This window comes from Streptomyces sp. NPDC017056, assembly GCF_044332485.1.
GTDB lineage: Bacteria > Actinomycetota > Actinomycetes > Streptomycetales > Streptomycetaceae > Streptomyces.
Genome location: NZ_JBIRPD010000002.1, coordinates 162,952 through 179,863, shown reverse-complemented (window position 1 = coordinate 179,863; position 16,912 = coordinate 162,952). Strand labels below are relative to the sequence as shown.

At 72.5% G+C, this 16,912-nt stretch carries 12 protein-coding genes; 5 read left to right on the top strand and 7 right to left on the bottom strand.

Annotation, left to right across the window (positions count from 1 at the left end; all coding sequences use genetic code 11):
• Positions 1 to 13: 13 nt before the first annotated feature.
• The gene (locus tag ACH4OW_RS03710; protein WP_360135395.1) at positions 14 to 550 is read left to right on the top strand and encodes a hypothetical protein; all 537 of its coding nucleotides are present in this window, start codon (positions 14 to 16) and stop codon (positions 548 to 550) included.
• Positions 551 to 569: 19 nt separating this feature from the next.
• On the opposite strand, the gene ACH4OW_RS03705 is transcribed toward ACH4OW_RS03710, so the two are convergent.
• Complete coding sequence (locus ACH4OW_RS03705) at positions 570 to 1,517, bottom strand: LysR family transcriptional regulator (RefSeq protein WP_398024685.1); 948 nt, start codon at positions 1,515 to 1,517, stop codon at positions 570 to 572.
• 70 nt (positions 1,518 to 1,587) lie between these two features.
• On the opposite strand from ACH4OW_RS03705, the gene ACH4OW_RS03700 reads away from it, so the two are divergent.
• Positions 1,588 to 2,757, top strand: coding sequence for a TDT family transporter (locus tag ACH4OW_RS03700; protein ID WP_398024683.1), 1,170 nt, complete (start codon positions 1,588 to 1,590; stop codon positions 2,755 to 2,757).
• Here ACH4OW_RS03700 and ACH4OW_RS03695 read toward each other — a convergent pair.
• The 3 genes from ACH4OW_RS03695 to ACH4OW_RS03685 all read right to left on the bottom strand — a co-directional run bounded on the left by ACH4OW_RS03695 (position 2,729) and on the right by ACH4OW_RS03685 (position 7,366).
• Entirely contained in the window at positions 2,729 to 3,472 is a 744-nt protein-coding gene (locus tag ACH4OW_RS03695; protein ID WP_398024680.1) for a helical backbone metal receptor, read from the bottom strand. The genes ACH4OW_RS03700 and ACH4OW_RS03695 overlap by 29 nt on opposite strands.
• Positions 3,473 to 3,576: 104 nt before the next feature.
• On the bottom strand, positions 3,577 to 6,174 hold the full coding sequence (locus ACH4OW_RS03690; protein WP_398024678.1) for an ABC transporter permease/substrate binding protein: 2,598 nt from the start codon (positions 6,172 to 6,174) through the stop codon (positions 3,577 to 3,579).
• Positions 6,167 to 7,366, bottom strand: coding sequence for a glycine betaine/L-proline ABC transporter ATP-binding protein (locus tag ACH4OW_RS03685; protein WP_398024676.1), 1,200 nt, complete (start codon positions 7,364 to 7,366; stop codon positions 6,167 to 6,169). The genes ACH4OW_RS03690 and ACH4OW_RS03685 overlap by 8 nt, the downstream gene beginning before the upstream one ends.
• Positions 7,367 to 7,610: 244 nt before the next feature.
• Between ACH4OW_RS03685 and ACH4OW_RS03680 the strand changes: the two genes are divergently transcribed.
• Together ACH4OW_RS03680 and ACH4OW_RS03675 are read left to right on the top strand one after the other, a co-directional pair.
• Positions 7,611 to 8,525 (top strand): 5'-3' exonuclease H3TH domain-containing protein, encoded by a 915-nt coding sequence (locus ACH4OW_RS03680; protein WP_398025222.1) that lies wholly within the window; start codon positions 7,611 to 7,613, stop codon positions 8,523 to 8,525.
• Between the two features lie 49 nt (positions 8,526 to 8,574).
• Positions 8,575 to 9,429: a siderophore-interacting protein gene (locus ACH4OW_RS03675; RefSeq protein WP_398024674.1), complete on the top strand. Its 855-nt coding sequence runs from the start codon at positions 8,575 to 8,577 to the stop codon at positions 9,427 to 9,429.
• 401 nt (positions 9,430 to 9,830) lie between these two features.
• Here ACH4OW_RS03675 and ACH4OW_RS03670 read toward each other — a convergent pair whose 3' ends face one another.
• Entirely contained in the window at positions 9,831 to 11,312 is a 1,482-nt protein-coding gene (locus tag ACH4OW_RS03670) for a PLP-dependent aminotransferase family protein (RefSeq protein WP_398024672.1), read from the bottom strand.
• 112 nt (positions 11,313 to 11,424) lie between these two features.
• Here ACH4OW_RS03670 and ACH4OW_RS03665 point away from each other — a divergent pair, with 112 nt between their 5' ends.
• On the top strand, positions 11,425 to 12,225 hold the full coding sequence (locus ACH4OW_RS03665) for a methyltransferase domain-containing protein (protein ID WP_360135411.1): 801 nt from the start codon (positions 11,425 to 11,427) through the stop codon (positions 12,223 to 12,225).
• A gap of 130 nt (positions 12,226 to 12,355) precedes the next feature.
• On the opposite strand, the gene ACH4OW_RS03660 is transcribed toward ACH4OW_RS03665, so the two are convergent.
• A complete protein-coding gene (locus ACH4OW_RS03660) occupies positions 12,356 to 15,175 on the bottom strand; it encodes a DEAD/DEAH box helicase (RefSeq protein WP_398024670.1) in 2,820 nt (939 codons plus the stop codon).
• 768 nt (positions 15,176 to 15,943) lie between these two features.
• A complete protein-coding gene (gene tatC / locus ACH4OW_RS03655) occupies positions 15,944 to 16,906 on the bottom strand; it encodes a twin-arginine translocase subunit TatC (protein WP_360127899.1) in 963 nt (320 codons plus the stop codon).
• Positions 16,907 to 16,912 lie beyond the last annotated feature (6 nt).

Below are 16,912 nucleotides of genomic sequence, written 5' to 3'. Positions count from 1 at the left end.
AGTGGGTTCCGCCATGACATACCGACGCCACCTGAAGTCCGCCGCCGCCGTGGGGCTGTCCTCCGTGCTGGCCTTCGGCTTCCTCGCCCAGCACGGCTCGGCGGCCGTGGCCGCCTCCGGGCAGTGCGGGGGCAGCGAAAGCGACTACGTCCAGGCCCCGCAGGCCGGCGGGAGAGCGGCGTTCGAGCTGTCCAAGCCGTATACCCAGGACGGCACCAAGGTGCGGACCGTGCGGTTCAACGCGGACCGCTCGCTCACGGTCGTGCCGACGGACTCCTCGGACACGGCCGCCGGCAACTGGATCTTCGAGGCGCCGAACGGCGGCAACCCCGCCAAGAAGGGAGTGGTCACCTTCGTGACGCAGGTAACCACGTCCGACAGGGCGCGGTACCGGACCGTCTTCACCGTTCCGGTCTCGGTCTGCAATCCCGGCAACCGGCAACGGCCCACCAACGTATTCCAGCTGAGAGGGGACCGCACGCTCACCTATATCGCCGCCGACGGCAGGTCGATCACCGGCGCGGACGCGGCGTATCAAGCCGACCGCTGACCCCGTCCGCGCCCCGCGGTCACGGCAGGGCCCGGGTCAGCCCCAGCAGGTGGCGGGCCGGGCCCGCCGGGCGGTGGCCCGCCGGCCAGACGGCGCGCAGGTCGCGGCCGAAGCGCGTACCGAGGACGGGGACCTCGACCAGCCGCCGGGCCGCCAGTTCCTCCCCCACGGCCAGTTCGCTCAGCACCGAAGGGCCCGCGCCGCTCACCGCCGCCGCCTTCACCGCCGTCGTGGAGGCCAGTTCCAGCAGCGGCGCCGCCAGCCCCCCGTGCCCGGCCAGCGCCGCGTCCAGGACCTGCCGGGTGCCGGAACCGCGCTCGCGCAGGATCAGCGGCGTCGCGGCCAGTTCGGCCGGCGTCAGCTGCGTACGGCGCCGGGACCAGGGGTGGGACGGCGCGGCCACCACCACGAGCCGGTCGTGGCCGACGACCGCGCCGTCGAGCCCGGCGGGCACGTGCAGCCCCTCCACGAACCCGAGGTCGGCCTCGCCCGAGAGGAGCCGCCCGGCGACGGCGGCGGAGTTGCCCGCCAGCAGCGTGACCGCGGTGTCCGGGCGCTGGGCGCGCAGCGCGATGAGCCAGCCGGGCAGCAGGTATTCGGCGATGGTCATGCTGGCGGCGACCCGCAGCCGCGAGTCGCGCTGTCCCCGCAGCGCCTGCGCGCCCGCGTCGAACGCCTCGGCGGCCTCCACCACCCGCCGCGCCCAGTCCGTGACCAGCGCTCCCGCCTCCGTGAGCCGCGAGCCGCGCGGCGAGCGCTCGACGAGGGCGACGCCCAGCTGCCGTTCCATCGAGCGGATCCGGCTGCTCGCGGCGGGCTGGCTGATGCCCCGCTCGCGCGCCGCCCGGCCGAGGCTGCCGAGCCGGGCGACGGCGAGCAGCAGTTCCAGCGCGCCGAGGTCGGGCACGCGATGGGAGAGCGGAGCGGCCGCACCCGCCTCGGGTCGCTCTTCGTTCGCACTGGCCATAACTCCACCTTATGTCCCCATAGACGCGAGGTCCCTGGTGGGCGGCGGCGTTCCCGCCGACCCTGGGATCATGGCAACCCTGACGCAGTCCCCGGCGGATTCCGGCCCCCGCACCTCCACCCGCTCCCCCGGCGCGCCCCCCGCGCTGCGCCACCTCGGCCCCAACTGGTACGCCGCCGTCATGGGCACCGCCATCGTCGCCAACGCCGGCGCCGCCCTGCCGCTGCACTTCACGGGCCTGCGCGGCGCGTACGTCGCGGTCTGGGCGCTCTCCGCCGTCCTGCTGGCGGTCCTGCTGACCGCCCGTACCGCGCACTGGCTCCGCCACGGCGACCAGGCGCGGCAGCACCTCCTGGACCCGTCCGTGGCGCCGTTCTACGGCTGTCTGTCGATGGCGCTGCTCGCGGTCGGCGGCGGGACGCTCGCCGTCGGCACCGACGTGCTCGGCGAGCGGGCGGCCGTCGCCGCCGACGCGGTCCTGTGGTGCGCAGGTACGGCGGTCGGGCTCGCGGCGGCCACGGCGGTCCCGTACCTGATGGTGGTCCGGCACCGGATCGAGGCCGGCACCGCCTCGCCCGTCTGGATCCTGCCGCTGGTCGCGCCGATGGTGTCGGCCGCGCTCGGGCCCGGCCTGGTGCCGCACCTGCCGGCCGGGCAGTGGCGGGAGGCGATGCTGCTCGCCTGTTACGCGCTGTTCGGGATGTCGCTGCTGGCCACCTTGCTGGTGCTGCCGCTGGTCCTGGCCCGGCTGATCCACCACGGCCCGCTGCCGCTCGCGCTGACCCCGACGCTGTTCCTCGTCCTGGGGCCGCTCGGCCAGTCCACGACCGCGGTGCACAACCTCGCCGACGCCGCGCCCGGCGTCGTAGGCGCCGGGTACGCGCAGGCCATGCGCGGCTTCGCGCTGCTGTACGGCGTGCCCGTGACGGGCTTCGCGCTGCTGTGGCTGGCGCTGGCGGCGGCGCTGGTCGTACGGGCCTTCCGGGCCGGGATGACGTTCTCGATGACCTGGTGGGGGTTCACCTTCCCGGTCGGCACGTGCGTGACGGGCGCCGCCGGCCTGGCCCGGCACACGGGGCTGGCGGCCTGCGCCTGGCTCGCGGTGGGGCTGTTCGCCTTCCTGGTGGTCGCGTGGCTGGTGGCGGGGGCGCGCACCGCCCTGGGCCTGGCGCGCGGTCGTCTGCTGGCGCCGCCGATGCCGGTGGCGGCGGTCAGCGCGCCGCGTCCAGCGCGGCCCTGAGCACCCCGGGCGCCTCGGCCAACGACGGCCCGTACCAGGTCAGGTGGCGCCCGCTGACCAGCGCGGACGGCAGCCCCGGGAACGCCTCGGGGCCGTCGTCCGCCGTGAAGCGGTACGGCTCGTCCGGCAGCACCACCAGGTCGGCGCCGCGTCCGTTCAGCTCGTCGACCGGGATGCGCGGGTACCGGTCGGCGTGGTGCGCGTACAGGTTCGTCACGCCCAGCCGGGCGAGCAGGTCGCCCGCGAAGGTGTCCCGGCCCAGCACCATCCACGGCCGCCGCCAGATCGGCACCACCGCGCCGCGCAGGTCCGCCGCCCCGGACCGTACGTCCCGCCAGGCGTCCGCCGCGTCGTCCAGCCAGCCGGGCCGGGGCAGCCCGCAGCCGCGCACCAGCACCCGTTCCAATTCGCGCAGCGCCTGGTGCAGGTCGCGGATCTCGGTGACCATGACGTCCAGCCCGGCCGCCCGCAGCGCGCCGAGGTCCGGCGCCCGGTTCTCCTCCTCGTTGGCGAGGACGAGGTCGGGCGCGAGGGCGGCGATGCGGGCGGTGTCCGGGTTCTTGGTGCCGCCGACGCGCGCAACGTCGAGACCGGCGGGGTGGCTGCACCAGTCGGTGGCGCCGACGAGCAGGTCGGGCGCGGTGGCGGCCACGGCCTCGGTGAGCGAGGGCACGAGGGAGACCACACGCGGGGTGCGGCGCTGACCGGTCGTCATCACCCCACCGTACGCGGGCGGGGGCCGCGCCCGACGCGGAACGGCCCCGCCCCCGGCCGTACAGCCAGGGGCGGGGCCCGCGCGGTGCTGGTGGGTTCAGCGCCTCACTTCACCGGCGCCATCTTGTCGACGATGCCCGGGTGGGCTTTGATCCACTTTTCGACGCCGTCGTTCTCGTGGCCCTTGCCGGCGTCCTGGATCTCCTTCTCCAGGCTGCCCAGCTCCTCCGGCGACATCTTCCAGTTCTTCAGCCAGCCCTCGAACTCCGGGAACTTCTCCGGGAAGCTCTTGTGGCCCAGCGACTTGATCTGGTTGTTGTCGCCCCAGGTGTGCTGCGGGTCGGCGAGCTTGGTCAGGTCGTACTTGCTGTACGCCCAGTGCGGCGACCAGAGCACGACCGCGATCGGCTCCTTCTTGGCGTAGGCGCGGTCCAGCTCGGCCAGCATGGAGCTGGTGCCGGCCTCGGTGACCTGGAAGTCCTCCAGGCCGTACGCGGGGGCGACGGTGTCCTTCAGGCGCTTCATCTCGCCGGTGCCCGGCTCGATGCCGATGATCTTGCCCTTGAACTCGTCCCGGTGCTCGCGCAGGTCGTCCAGCGTCTTGACGCCCTTGACGTAGGACGGCACCGCGATCTCCAGCGACGTCTTGTCGTACCACGCGCCGAGGTCGACGAGATCGTTCTTGTACTGGTCCCAGTACTGCTTCTGCGCGACCGGCAGCCAACCGTCGAACTCGACGTCGATCTGCCCGCTGGACAGGCCGGTCCACATCGGCCCGACGTCCAGGTTGCGGATGGTGGGCTGGTAGCCGCGCTTCTCCAGGACGTTCTTCCACAGGTACGTCGTGGCGATGCCCTCGTCCCACGCCGGGTAGCCGATGTTCGGCGCGGCGCCGGCGTCCTTGCCCTTGGCGTAGGTGACGTTCGCCGACGGGGCGAACGTGTCGACCAGGCCCGGGTTCTTCTTCAGCCAGGTGCGCACGCCGTCCTGCTCGTGGCCCTCGCCGGCGCTCTTGACGTCGTTCTCCAGGCTGGTGAGCTGCTTCTCGTCCAGGTGGAAGTTCTTCATCCACTTGGCGACCTCGGGCTCGTCCTGGGCGAAGCCCTTGCGGCCCAGCAGGTGCAGGCTGTCACCGGAGCCGAAGGAGCCCTTGGGGTCTTCGAGCTTGGTGAGGTCGTACTTGTCGTACGCCCAGTGCGGCGACCACAGGGTGACGGCGATCGGCTTCTTCGCCGCGTACGCGCGGTCCAGCTCGGTGAGCATGGACGCGGTGCTGGACTCGGCGACCTTGTACTCGTCCGCCAGGCCGTAGTCCTTGAGGACCTTGCCCTTGAGGATCTTCATCTCGCCGGCGCCCGGCTCGATTCCGGTGATCTTGCCGCCGAACTCGCCCGCCTTGCCCTTCAGGTCGTCGAGGGTCTTGACGTCCTTCATGTACGACGGGACCGCGATCTCCAGCGACGTCTTGTCGTACCAGGCGCCGAGGTCTTCGAGCTTGTCCTGGTACTTCTTGTAGTACTCGGCGTGCGTGGTGGGCAGCCAGGCGTTGGTCTGCACGTCGATGTCACCGCGGGCCTGCCCGGTGAACAGCGCGCCGGCCTCCAGTGCCTGCGCCTTCGGCTTGAAGCCGCGCTGTTCGAGGATCTCCTTCCACAGGTACGTGGTGGCCTTGCCCTCGTCCCAGTTGACGTACCCCAGGGTGATCGGGCGGCCGCCGCCATCGGTCTTCGCGCCTTCCTTGCCGAAGACGTTCAGACCGCCCGCGACCAGCGCGAGCACGACCACGCCGACCATCGCCACGGACGTGGCGGGCTTCCAGTACAGGAACTTCGTGCCGCCCAGGGCGGCCTGCGCCTTGGCCAGCGCGCGGCGGCCCAGCGGCGAGACCCGCTCGTTGAGGGCGCCGGTCATCCGGTCCAGGTACATGGCGAGGATGACGACGGCGAGACCGGCCTCGAAGCCGAGGGCCACGTTGACGGAGCTGACCGCGTTGTAGACCGACGATCCCAGGCCCTCGGCGCCGACCATGCCGGCGATGACGACCATGGACAGCGCCAGCATGATGACCTGGTTGACACCGGCCATGATGGTGGGCAGCGCCAGCGGCAGCTGCACCCGGAAGAGGGTGCGGCGCGGGTGCGTACCGAACGCCTCCGCCGCCTCGACCAGTTCGCCGTCGACCTGGCGGATGCCCAGCTCGGTCATGCGGACGGCCGGCGGCATCGAGAAGATGATGGTCGCCACCATGCCGGGCATCACGCCGATGCCGAAGAAGAGGATGCCGGGGATCAGGTAGACCATCGCCGGCATCGTCTGCATCAGGTCCAGGACCGGGCGCAGCGCACCGCCGACGGCGCGGTTGCGGGCCGCCCAGATGCCGAGCGGCACCGCCACGACGATGGTGATGATGCAGGCGACGAGCACCAGCGACAGGGACTGCATGGTGGCGTCCCACTGCTGGATCGAGTCGATCAGCGCGAAACCGGCGAAGGTGAGGACGGCGGCCGGCAGACCGCGCAGCCACCAGGCGAGCACCGCGAAGATGCCCATCAGGAGGAACGGCTGCGGGGCGGAGAGGACCGCCTCGATGCCGTTGTACATGTCCGTCAGGACGTGCGAGACGAAGTCGAAGAGCCAGGTGAGGTGGTGGCGCAGCCACTCGACGCAGGTGTCGGCCCAGGAGCCGACGTTGATCCTAGGCACCGGCGGTCACCTTGCCCTCGGACGTGCCGCCCGCTACGCCCGTGGGCTCTTCCGCTGCGACATCGCCGGAGTCCCGGACCGCCGTTCGCGCCGGAGCCGGCGTCACCTTCTGCTCCCCGTCCGGCTGCCCGCCGTCGCCGAGCACGGACAGCAGCCGCTGTACGGGCACCGCGCCGACCAGTTCGCCGTCCTCGCCGATCACCGCGACCGGTACGGACCCGGTCGAGCACGGCCCGAACAGCTCCGCGACCGGCGTGTCCCGGTGGACCGTGGCGGGCGCGGCGGTCAGCAGGTCGGCGGCCGTACGCAGCTCCGTACCGTCCTGCGCCGTGCCGCCCAGCACCTCGCCGGGCTCGACCATGATCGCCCCGGCGGTGAGCACCCGGGAGCGGTCGACGTCCTGGATGAAGGAGGCGACGTAGTCGTTGGCGGGGGCGAGGAGGATGTCCTCGGCGCTGCCGGTCTGCACGATCCGGCCGTCGCGCATGACGGCGATCCGGTCGCCGAGGCGCATCGCCTCGTTCAGGTCGTGGGTGATGAAGACGATGGTCTTCTTCAGCGTCTTCTGGAGCTCCAACAGCTGGTCCTGCATGTCGCGGCGGATCAGCGGGTCCAGCGCGCTGAAGGACTCGTCCATCAGCAGCAGGTCGGCGTCGGTGGCCAGCGCGCGGGCCAGCCCGACGCGCTGCTGCATGCCGCCGGACAGTTCGTCAGGCCAGGACTTCTCCCAGCCCTTGAGGCCCGCGAGGTGCAGTGCCTCGGTGGCGCGCTTCTCGCGTTCCGCGCGCGGTACGCCCTGCACCTCCAGGCCGTACGCCGCGTTCTCCAGCACACTGCGGTGCGGGAAGAGCGCGAAGTGCTGGAAGACCATGGAGATTTTCTCGGAGCGGACCTTGCGCAGTTCCTTGGCGCTCAGCGAGGTCAGATCCTGGCCGTCGAACCGGACGCTCCCGGAAGTCGGCTCCAGCAGCCCGTTGAGGGTCCGCAGCAGCGTGGACTTGCCGGATCCGGACAGACCCATGACGACGAATATCTGGCCCTCGTCCACGGAGAACGACGCGTCGATCACCGCGGCGGTCGTGCCGTCGGCCCGCAACTCGTCGCGGCCGGCGCCGCCTTCGAGCCGTCGTACCGCGTCCTCGGGTCGTCTCCCGAACACTTTGTACACGTGTTCGGCTTGCAGCCTGGCCACATACACCTCTCGAATTGACCGAAGTACGACCCGTCTCCCCCGTTGGCAGGTCGTGGCGCGGCGCGGGTCGGGCCCGCCGTTAACCGGTGGAAATGTTGAATTTCCACCGGTCCGCTCCGGCCGCGCGCCTGCCCCCGTTCGCCGAGGGCAAACACGACAGTGACGTGTTTCACAACCGCGCCGGACCCGCGCCCGGCGCCGCCCGGCGGGGTGCGGCATCATTCGGGGTGTGACCCGACGCCTGATGCTCCTCGACACCGCCTCCCTCTATTTCCGGGCCTACTTCGGCGTGCCGGAATCGGTCAGGGCCCCGGACGGCACCCCGGTCAACGCGGTGCGCGGGCTGCTCGACTTCGTCGCCAGGCTCGTCCAGGACCACCGGCCCGACGACCTGGTGGCCTGCATGGACTTCGACTGGCGTCCGCATTGGCGGGTCGACCTCATCCCCTCCTACAAGGCGCACCGGGTCGCCGAGGAAGCGCCGGCCGACTCGCCGGAGCCGGACGAGGAGGAGATCCCGGACACCCTCTCCCCGCAGGTCCCGGTGATCGAGGAGGTGCTCGACGCGATCGGCATCGCGCGGGCCGGCGCGGCGGGGTACGAGGCGGACGACGTCATCGGCACGCTCACCGCGCGCGCCGCGGGCCCGGTGGACATCGTCACCGGCGACCGCGACCTGTTCCAGCTGGCCGACGACCGGCGCGGCATCCGCATCCTCTATCCGCTCAAGGGCGTGGGCACCCTCCAGATGACGGACGAGGCGCTGCTGCGCGAGAAGTACGGCGTGGACGGCCGCGGCTACGCGGACCTGGCGCTGCTGCGCGGCGACCCCAGCGACGGGCTGCCGGGCGTGCCGGGAATCGGCGAGAAGACCGCGGCCAAACTGCTGGCCGCCCACGGGGACCTGGCCGGGATCATGGCCGCCGTCGACGACCCGGCCGCCAAGCTCACCCCCTCGCAGCGCAAGCGGCTGGCCGAGGCACGCCCGTACGTCGAGGTGGCGCCGAAGGTGGTCCGGGTCGCCACGGACGTGCCGCTGCCGGACGTGGATCCGGCGCTGCCCGGCGAGCCCGCCGATCCGGAACGACTTGCGGCACTTGCGGAAAAATGGGGGCTTGGTGGCTCATTGCAGAGGGTTCTCACGACGCTGCGCGCTTGAGCTGTTAGGTTAGGTATACCTAACAATGATCGTGTCAGGGGAGAACGTCGTGGCAGCAGAGCGTCCGGCCCGCAAGAAGCCCAAACTCCTTCACGCGCAGGTCCTGCGTACCGAACAGCTCACGCCGCACATGGTGCGGGTGGTGCTGGGCGGCGACGGCCTGGCGGAATTCTCGGCGGGCGACTACACCGACCACTACATCAAGCTGGTCTTCCCGGTCCCCGGCGTGGACTACCCGCAGCTGCTGGACATCGCGGAGATCCGCGCCGCCTTCCCGCGCGACCAGTGGCCCAGGACGCGTACGTACACTGTGCGCAGCTGGGACCCGGACGCGCGGGAGATGGCGGTCGACTTCGTGGTGCACGGCGACACCGGCCTCGCCGGGCCGTGGGCGGTACAGGCCCGCCCGGGCGACGAGGTGCACTTCCTCGGCCCCGGCGGCGCGTACGCCCCCGCCGCTGACGCCGACTGGCACCTGCTCGCCGGTGACGAGAGCGCGCTGCCGGCCATCGCCGCCTCCCTGGCCCGCGTGCCGGAGAACGTACCCGTCCACGCGTTCATCGAGGTCGCGGGCCCGGAGGAAGAGCAGAAGCTCGAAGCCCCGGCCGGCGCCGAGATCACCTGGCTGCACCGCGGCGCGGCGCCGGTCGGCGAGCGCCTGGTCGCGGCCGTGCGCGGGCTGGAGTTCCCGGAGGGCCGGGTGCACGCGTTCGTGCACGGCGAGGCCGGCTTCGTGAAGGAGCTGCGCGCCCTGCTCCGCGTCGAGCGCGAGATCCCGCGCGAGGCCCTGTCGATCTCCGGCTACTGGCGCCGCGGCCACGACGAGGACGGCTGGCAGGCGTCCAAGAAGGTCTGGAACGAGCAGGTCGAGGCCGAGCAGGAGGCCGCCCCCGCCGCTTCCTGACGCGCACGCGGGGTTCGGTGACCGGGCGCCGCGGGTAAGTGGACTCCGGGCGCGGGCCGGGAAGGCGACGGGCACCGCGCGGCGCTCCCGCCCCGGTCCCCGCGGCCGCGTGGCCGGGACCGTACGACTGATGGCGGGACGGCGCGTCTCCTTGCCGAGCGGCGGCCTCCGGTCCGTGAAACCTGGGATTCCAAGAGCGGGAACCGGATTACGGGCAGCGCCGGCTGCCGCGCCTCCGCGTCACCGGCGGCGTGCCGCCGCGTCGGCGCCGCGGAACCGGGGACGCGCACGGCGTGTCGGACCGGCGGACACGCGCCGCGCGACACGCCGTACGAGCCCGGCGCGCACCGCCCGCACGCACCCCGCCCGCACCGCGCGGCCGCACGGCGGGCGGCAGGCGCTCACGCCAGCACGCTCCCGATGACCGCCACCCCTTGCGCGATCTCGGTCGCCGTGCTCGCGGCGTAGCCCAGCACCAGACCGGGGCGCCCCGGGCCCTGGCGGGTCCACGACAGCGGCTGGGCCTTGACGCCCCGGGATAACGCGGCCGCCGCCAGGTCCGTGTCGGCAAAGTCCGCGTCGAAGGTGATCGTCAGGTGCAGGCCCGCCGCCGCGCCCTGCACGGCCGCCCCGGGGAGGTGCGTGCCGATCGCCCGGATCATCGCGTCGCGGCGCGCCCGGTGCCGCTTGCGCAACTGCCGCAGCCGGCGCTCCAGTTCACCGGTCTCCATCAGGTCGGCCAGCACCAGCTGGGGCAGCCCGGCGTTGCCGAGGTCGGTGAACCGCTTGGCGTTCACCAGCGCGCCGTGCAGCTCCGGCGGCGCGACGATCCAGCCGGTGCGCAGCGCGGGCGCCAGCAGTTTCGAGACGCTCCCCGCGTAGCAGACGTGCTCGGGCAGCATCGAGCGCAGCGCGGGCACCGGCGGCCGGTCGTAGCGGTGCTCGGCGTCGTAGTCGTCCTCGATGACCAGGCCGCCGCCGTCGGCCGCCCAGCGCATCAGCTCGCGGCGCCGCCCGCCGCCGAGCACCACCCCGGTCGGGAACTGGTGCGCCGGTGTGACCACGACCGCGCGGGCACCGCAGGCCCGCAGGTCGGCGACGCGGATGCCGTCCTCGTCGACCGGCACCGGCGGCGTCCGCATCCCCCAGTACTGCAAGTCCTGGCGGGAGCCGAGCGACCCGGGGTCCTCCACCGCCACCTCGTCGAGCCCCCGGTCGCGCAGCACGCGGGCCAGCAGGCCGAGCGTCTGCGCGGTGCCGGAGACGATCAGCACCTCGTCCGGGCCGACGGTGATGCCGCGGTTGCGGGCCAGCCACTTCGCGACGGCGCTCCGCAGCTCCGGCGTGCCGCGCGGGTCCCCGTACCCGAAGCCGGTGGCCGCGAGCGAGCCGAGCACCCGGCGCTCCGCGCGCAGCCACGCCGCGCGCGGGAACGAGGCCAGGTCGGGCGTGCCGGGGCTGAGGTCGATACGGGCCGGTGCCGCCCGCACCGTGTCGAAGACGTCATCGCCGGGCTCCGCGGTGTACACGGCGTCCGGCGGCAGCCTGCCGGGCGGACGCGCGGGCACCGGCGCCGCGGCGATGACGGGCGCGGCGACGACGACCGTACCGCCGCGGCCGCGGCCCACCGCGTGCCCGTCCTCGATCAGCCGCTGGTACGCCTCGGTCACCACGCCCCTGGAGACCCGGAGTTCCTCGGCGAGCGTACGGGTGGCGGGCAGCCGGTCGCCCACCGCGAGGCGGCCGTCCGAGACGGCGAGCCGCAGGCGCTGCGCCAGCCAGTCGGACAGGCCGCCCGCCGGGGCGTCGGCGGCGTTGAGCTGGAGGAAGTCGGACCCGGATGTTTTGGACCGGTCAGCCGGAACGTCTTTGGACCTGGGCACCGGACCATTGTGAGGCCAGAGTGACGGTATGAGAACGGCAGCAACAACGACGGACCAGCCGGTAGGCGCCGGGCACGGCCACCGGTCCCCCGCCCCGCACACCACAGGGTATGTGCACGGATATTCGGACCACGAGGCGCGCCGGCTGACCGACCAGGCGGACGCCCTGGCGGCACTCCTGCACGCGGGCACGGCGTACCCGGCGGGCAGCCGGGTGCTGGAGGCCGGGTGCGGGGTCGGCGCCCAGACGGTGCACCTGGCCGCGTCCAGCCCGGGGGCGCACATCACCGCGGTCGACATCTCCGCCGCTTCCCTCGCCCAGGCCCGCGCCCGCCTCGCCGCCCGCCCGCACGCGGCGACGGTGCGCTGGCAGCAGGCCGACCTGACCGACCTGCCGTACGACGACGCCTGCTTCGACCACCTCTTCGTCTGCTTCGTCCTGGAACACCTGCCCGACCCCGGGCAGACGCTGGCGGACCTGCGGCGCGTACTGCGGCCCGGCGGCAGCATCACCGTCATCGAAGGGGACCACGGGTCGGCGCTCTTCCACCCGGACAGCGCCCACGCCCGCGCCGCGATCGGTCACCAGGTGCGGTTGCAGGCCGCGGCCGGCGGCAACGCGCTGCTCGGCCGGGAGGTGCAGCCCCTGCTGACCGGCGCCGGATACGAGGAGGTCGCCGTGTCGCCGCGTACGGTCTACGCCGACGCGACCCGGCCCGGGCTGGTCGACAGCTTCACCCGCAGCACGTTCATCGCGATGATCGCGTCGGTGCGGGACGACGCGCTGGCCGCCGGGCTGACGACCGAGGCCGACTGGGAGCGCGGCATCGGCGACCTGCGCCGGACCGCGGACCCAGGCGGAACGTTTCACTACACGTTCTTCAAGGCCACCGCCGTCAACCCGCCGGCCTGACCACCCCAAGCCCCGCACGCCCGGACCACGGGGGTCGGGCGTGCGGCGCGCGGGCCCGCCCCAGCTCCGGGTCGGGCCCGCGCCTTGAGCAATCCGAGGAACGGGCCCCAGCCCTCAGCCCCCTTACCCCTCACCCCACCGAGGAGTACGCCACCACGCCCCTGAGCACCGCGTCCACGGCCTTCCGCGCGTTGCGCGCCACGTCCGACGGAGCCGCCGCCGCGATCTGGCCGAGGATGTCGATCAACTGCTTGCACCAGCGCACGAAGTCGCCGGCCGGCATCTCCGCCTCCCGCAGCACCTCGTCCAGGCCGAAGCCGGAGGCCCAGCGGTACGCGGCCCACGCGAAACCCAGATCCGGTTCGCGCTGGCCGACGCCCTCGGCCTGGTTGATCTTGTGGTCCTCCTCCAAGGCGTCCAGCCGGCCCCAGATCCGCACCATCTCGGCGAGCGCGTCCCGCGCCTTGCCGGACGGCAGCTTCGGCGCCACCGCGTCGTCCGCCTGCCGGGCCTCGTAGACCAACGCCGAGGCGCAAGCGGCCAGTTCGGCCGGGCCCAGCCCGTCCCAGACGCCCTCGCGCAGGGATTCACTCGCGAGGAGGTCCAGCTCGCCGTAGAGCCGCGCCAGCCGCCGGCCCTCGTCCGTGACCGTGTCCCCGTGCAGATAGCCCAGTTCGGTCAGCAGGGCACAGATGCGGTCGAAGGTGCGCGCGATCGTGTTCGTACGGCCCTCGATGCGGCGCTCCAGCTGCCGGGTGTCGCGCAGCAGCCGGTGGTACCGCTCGGCCCACCGCGCGTGGTCCTCGCGCTCGTCACAGCCGTGGCAGGGGTGCGCGCGAAGCTCCGTACGCAGCCGCGCGATCTCCCGGTCGTCGGCCGCCGCCGACCGCTGCTTGCGGTGCCGCTCCGGCACCAGGTGCCCGGCCTTCGTACGCAGCGCCGACGCCAGGTCGCGGCGCGACTGCGGACTGCGCGCGTTGAAGGACTTCGGGATGCGCATCCGGTCCAGCGGCGCCACCGGCACCGGAAAGTCGATCGACGCCAGCCGCTTGACCTGCCGCTCGGCGGTCAGCACCAGCGGCCGGGGCCCGTCGTGGGCGTCGTAGCCGCGGTGGCCGTTGGTGCGCCCCGACGGCATGCCCGGGTCCAGCACCAGCGCCAGCCCCGCGTACTTGCCCGTCGGCACGTGGATGACGTCGCCCGGCCTGAGCTTCTCCAACGCCGCAGCGGCCGCGGTCCTGCGCTGCGCCGCGCCCTGCTTGGCCAGCTCCGTCTCACGGTCCTTCAACTGCCTGCGCAGCCGCGAATACTCCTCGAAGTCGCCGAGGTGGCAGGTCATGGACTCCTTGTAGCCGGCCAGCCCCTCCTCGTTCTTCTGCACCTGCCGGGAGATCCCGACCACGGACTTGTCCGCCTGGAACTGCGCGAACGACATCTCCAGCAGCTCCCGCGAACGGTGCCGCCCGAACTGCGAGACCAGGTTGACCGCCATGTTGTACGACGGCTTGAAGGAGGAGCGCAGCGGATACGTACGCGTACCGGCCAGGCCCGCCAGCGCGCCCGGGTCCATGCCGCGCTGCCACAGCACCACCGCGTGGCCCTCGACGTCGATACCGCGGCGCCCGGCACGGCCGGTGAGCTGCGTGTACTCGCCGGGGGTGATGTCGGCGTGCTGCTCGCCGTTCCACTTGACCAGCTTCTCCAGCACCACGGAGCGGGCGGGCATGTTGATCCCCAGCGCCAGCGTCTCCGTCGCGAAGACCGCCTTGACCAGCCCCTTCAGGAACAGCTCCTCCACGACCTCCTTGAAGGTCGGCAGCATTCCGGCGTGATGCGCGGCGATCCCCCGCTCCAGCCCCTCCAGCCACTCGTAGTAACCCAGTACGTGCAGGTCCTCGTCCGGGATCCCGGCCGTCCGCTCCTCCACGATGGCGCGGACCTTCGCCCGCCCCTCCTGGTCGTTGAGCCGCAGCCCCGAATACAGGCACTGCTGCACAGCCGACTCGCACCCGGCCCGGCTGAAGATGAACGTGATCGCCGGCAGCAGACCCTCGTTGTCCAGCCGGTCGATCACCTCGGCGCGGCCCGGCGTCCAGATACGGCTGCGCTGGCGCCGCTCGCGCTCGCGGTCCGCCTCGCGCAGGTTGCGGCCCCGGCGCTTGTCCCGCCCGAACGTCGGCCGGCTGTTCTCCATCCGCGCCAGCCGCTCCAGGTCCGGGTTGACCTCGCGGCGCCCGGCCTTGCCCGTCCCCTGGCCCTCGCGCTCCTCGAAGAGGTCGTACATCCGGCGGCCGGCGAGCACGTGCTGCCACAGCGGCACCGGGCGGTGCTCGGAGACGATCACTTCCGTGTCGCCGCGCACCGTGTCCAGCCAGGCGCCGAACTCCTCCGCGTTCGAAACCGTCGCGGACAGGGACACCAGCGTCACGGACTCGGGAAGGTGAATGATCACCTCTTCCCAGACGGCCCCCCGGAAGCGGTCGGACAGGTAGTGCACCTCGTCCATCACCACATACCCGAGACCGGACAGCGACTGCGAACCCGCGTACAGCATGTTCCGCAGGACCTCGGTGGTCATCACGACCACCGGCGCCTCGGAATTGACGCTGTTGTCACCGGTCAGCAGCCCGACCCGGTCCGCGCCGTAGCGCCGCACCAGGTCCTGGTACTTCTGGTTCGACAGCGCCTTGATGGGCGTGGTGTAAAAGCATTTACGGCCCTGCTCCAGGGCCAGGTGGACGGCGAACTCGCCCACGATCGTCTTGCCGGATCCGGTCGGGGCCGCGACCAGCACTCCCTTCCCGGCCTCCAGGGCCTGGCACGCCTCGATCTGGAACGGGTCCAGCGCGAAGTCGTACATCTCACGGAAAGGGGCGAGTGCGGTGGCCTGCTCCGCCGCCCGCACCTTGGCGGCGGCGTAGCGCTCAGCAGGGGACATGTCCTCGGTCATCGTGCTTACGAGCCTACCGGCCACCTCTGACAACGAGCCGATCATTATGGCCGCCCTTTACCGACCCTCCCCCAAGCCCCCGCTTCCCCACCCGCCCACCGCCCCCGCCTCTCGAAGCGCCGGTCCGGGGGCGGGGATGCAGGGGGTGGGGATGCAGAGGGGGGTTCGGGGGCGCGGGTGCCGGGGGGGGCCGCGGGTTCTTAGGTCCGGGCGTCCGCGGCTCTGGGGGTTGGGGGGAGGGCGAGGGGCCAGGGGGTGGGGGCCGGAGGGCGGGGGCGCGGGCGCGGGGTCTGAGGCCCGCACGTCCGGGGGGGCCGCGGGTGCCCCGGTCCACGGGTGCCCCGGTCCGCCGGTTCCCCGGTCCGCCGGTTCCCCGGTCCGCCGATTCGCGCCCGTCACCCCTGGGTAACCCCCGGCTGGGGGGACGAGCACGTTCGATTCGCCCCGGAGAAGCGCGGGGCGGCGCAAGGACAGGGGCGGCGTCAGATCAGGGGCGGCGCGAGGTCAGGGGCGGCGCAAAGACTCGGGACGACGGTACGGGGAGGCGCCGCGCGGTTCGCGCCCGCCGCCCCCGGGTAACCCCCGGCCGGGGGGACGAGCACGTTCGATTCGACCCGGAGAAGCGCAGGGCGTAGGCCGCCCTGGAAAAGCGCGGGGCGTAGGCCGGGGCGTAGACCGCCCCGTAGGCGCTGGGCGCGACCCCAGGCCGGTGCCAAGACAACGGCCGGGGGTCGGTGTTTCGGGTCACACCTCGCCCCGGCCTTGCGGTCACGTCGCGTCGTCGTAGCCGTTGTGGCGCGGCGACCGGTCGCCGCCGGTCTGCTCCGGCAGCATCCGCCGGCCGGTGACCGGCTCCACCTCGCCGATGTCGTCAGGTGTCAGGTCCAGCTCGGAGGCCTCGTCGTCCGCGGGCCCCGCGTCCAGCCGGCGCTGCCTGCGTGAGTCGTTCAGCATGGCGATCACGACGGCCGCGAAGTACAGGAGGCAGATGGGCGCGGCGAGGGCGATCATCGTCAGCGGGTCGGTGCTCGGGGTGGCGATGGCCGAGAACACGGTGATGCCCATCACCATGCCGCGCCACCAGCCGCGCATCCGGGCCGCGGACAGTACGCCGGCGAAGTTGAGCATGACCAGCACCAGCGGCAGCTCGAAGGAGAGCCCGAAGACCACGAACATCCGGGTGACCAGGTCGAGCAGCTTGTCCAGCGGCAGCAGGTTGTCCACGCCGACCGGTGTGAAGTCCAGGAGCACCTTGGCGGTGGTCGGCAGCACCGAGTACGCGAAGTACGCGCCGACGACGAAGAGCGGGAAGCCGGTGCCCACGAAGCTCAGGGAGTACTTCTTCTCGTGGCGGTGCAGTCCCGGCGCGAGGAAGCCCCACAGCTGGTACAGCCAGACCGGGCTGGCCAGGATGACGCCACCCATCAGGGAGACCTTCAGGGCCAGCGCGAACGGCCCGAGGAGGTCCAGCATGACGATGCGGGCACAGGTGCCCTTCTGCTGCTTGGCCAGGTCGGTGAACAGCGCATCACAGCCGACGGCCTGCAGGACCGGCTTGGTGATGAAGTTGATGATCTCGCCGTAGAAGAACGCACAGACGATCGTGGCGATCAGGATGGCCAGGACCGATTTGGCGAGCCGGTTGCGCAGCTCGCGCAGGTGCTCCACGAGCGGCATGCGCCCCTCGGGATCCTTCTCTTTGCGGTTCTTCGGAAGGGCGGACTTGAGCACCCCACG

Bases quoted from the DNA above. Each gene is read 5' to 3' on its own strand.
- ACH4OW_RS03705 (WP_398024685.1), bottom strand. From the start codon at position 1,517: ATGGCCAGTGCGAACGAAGAGCGACCCGAGGCGGGTGCGGCCGCTCCG.
- ACH4OW_RS03700 (WP_398024683.1), top strand. From the start codon at position 1,588: ATGGCAACCCTGACGCAGTCCCCGGCGGATTCCGGCCCCCGCACCTCC.
- ACH4OW_RS03660 (WP_398024670.1), bottom strand. From the start codon at position 15,175: ATGACCGAGGACATGTCCCCTGCTGAGCGCTACGCCGCCGCCAAGGTG.
- ACH4OW_RS03695 (WP_398024680.1), bottom strand. From the start codon at position 3,472: ATGACGACCGGTCAGCGCCGCACCCCGCGTGTGGTCTCCCTCGTGCCC.
- ACH4OW_RS03680 (WP_398025222.1), top strand. From the start codon at position 7,611: ATGCTCCTCGACACCGCCTCCCTCTATTTCCGGGCCTACTTCGGCGTG.
- ACH4OW_RS03710 (WP_360135395.1), top strand. From the start codon at position 14: ATGACATACCGACGCCACCTGAAGTCCGCCGCCGCCGTGGGGCTGTCC.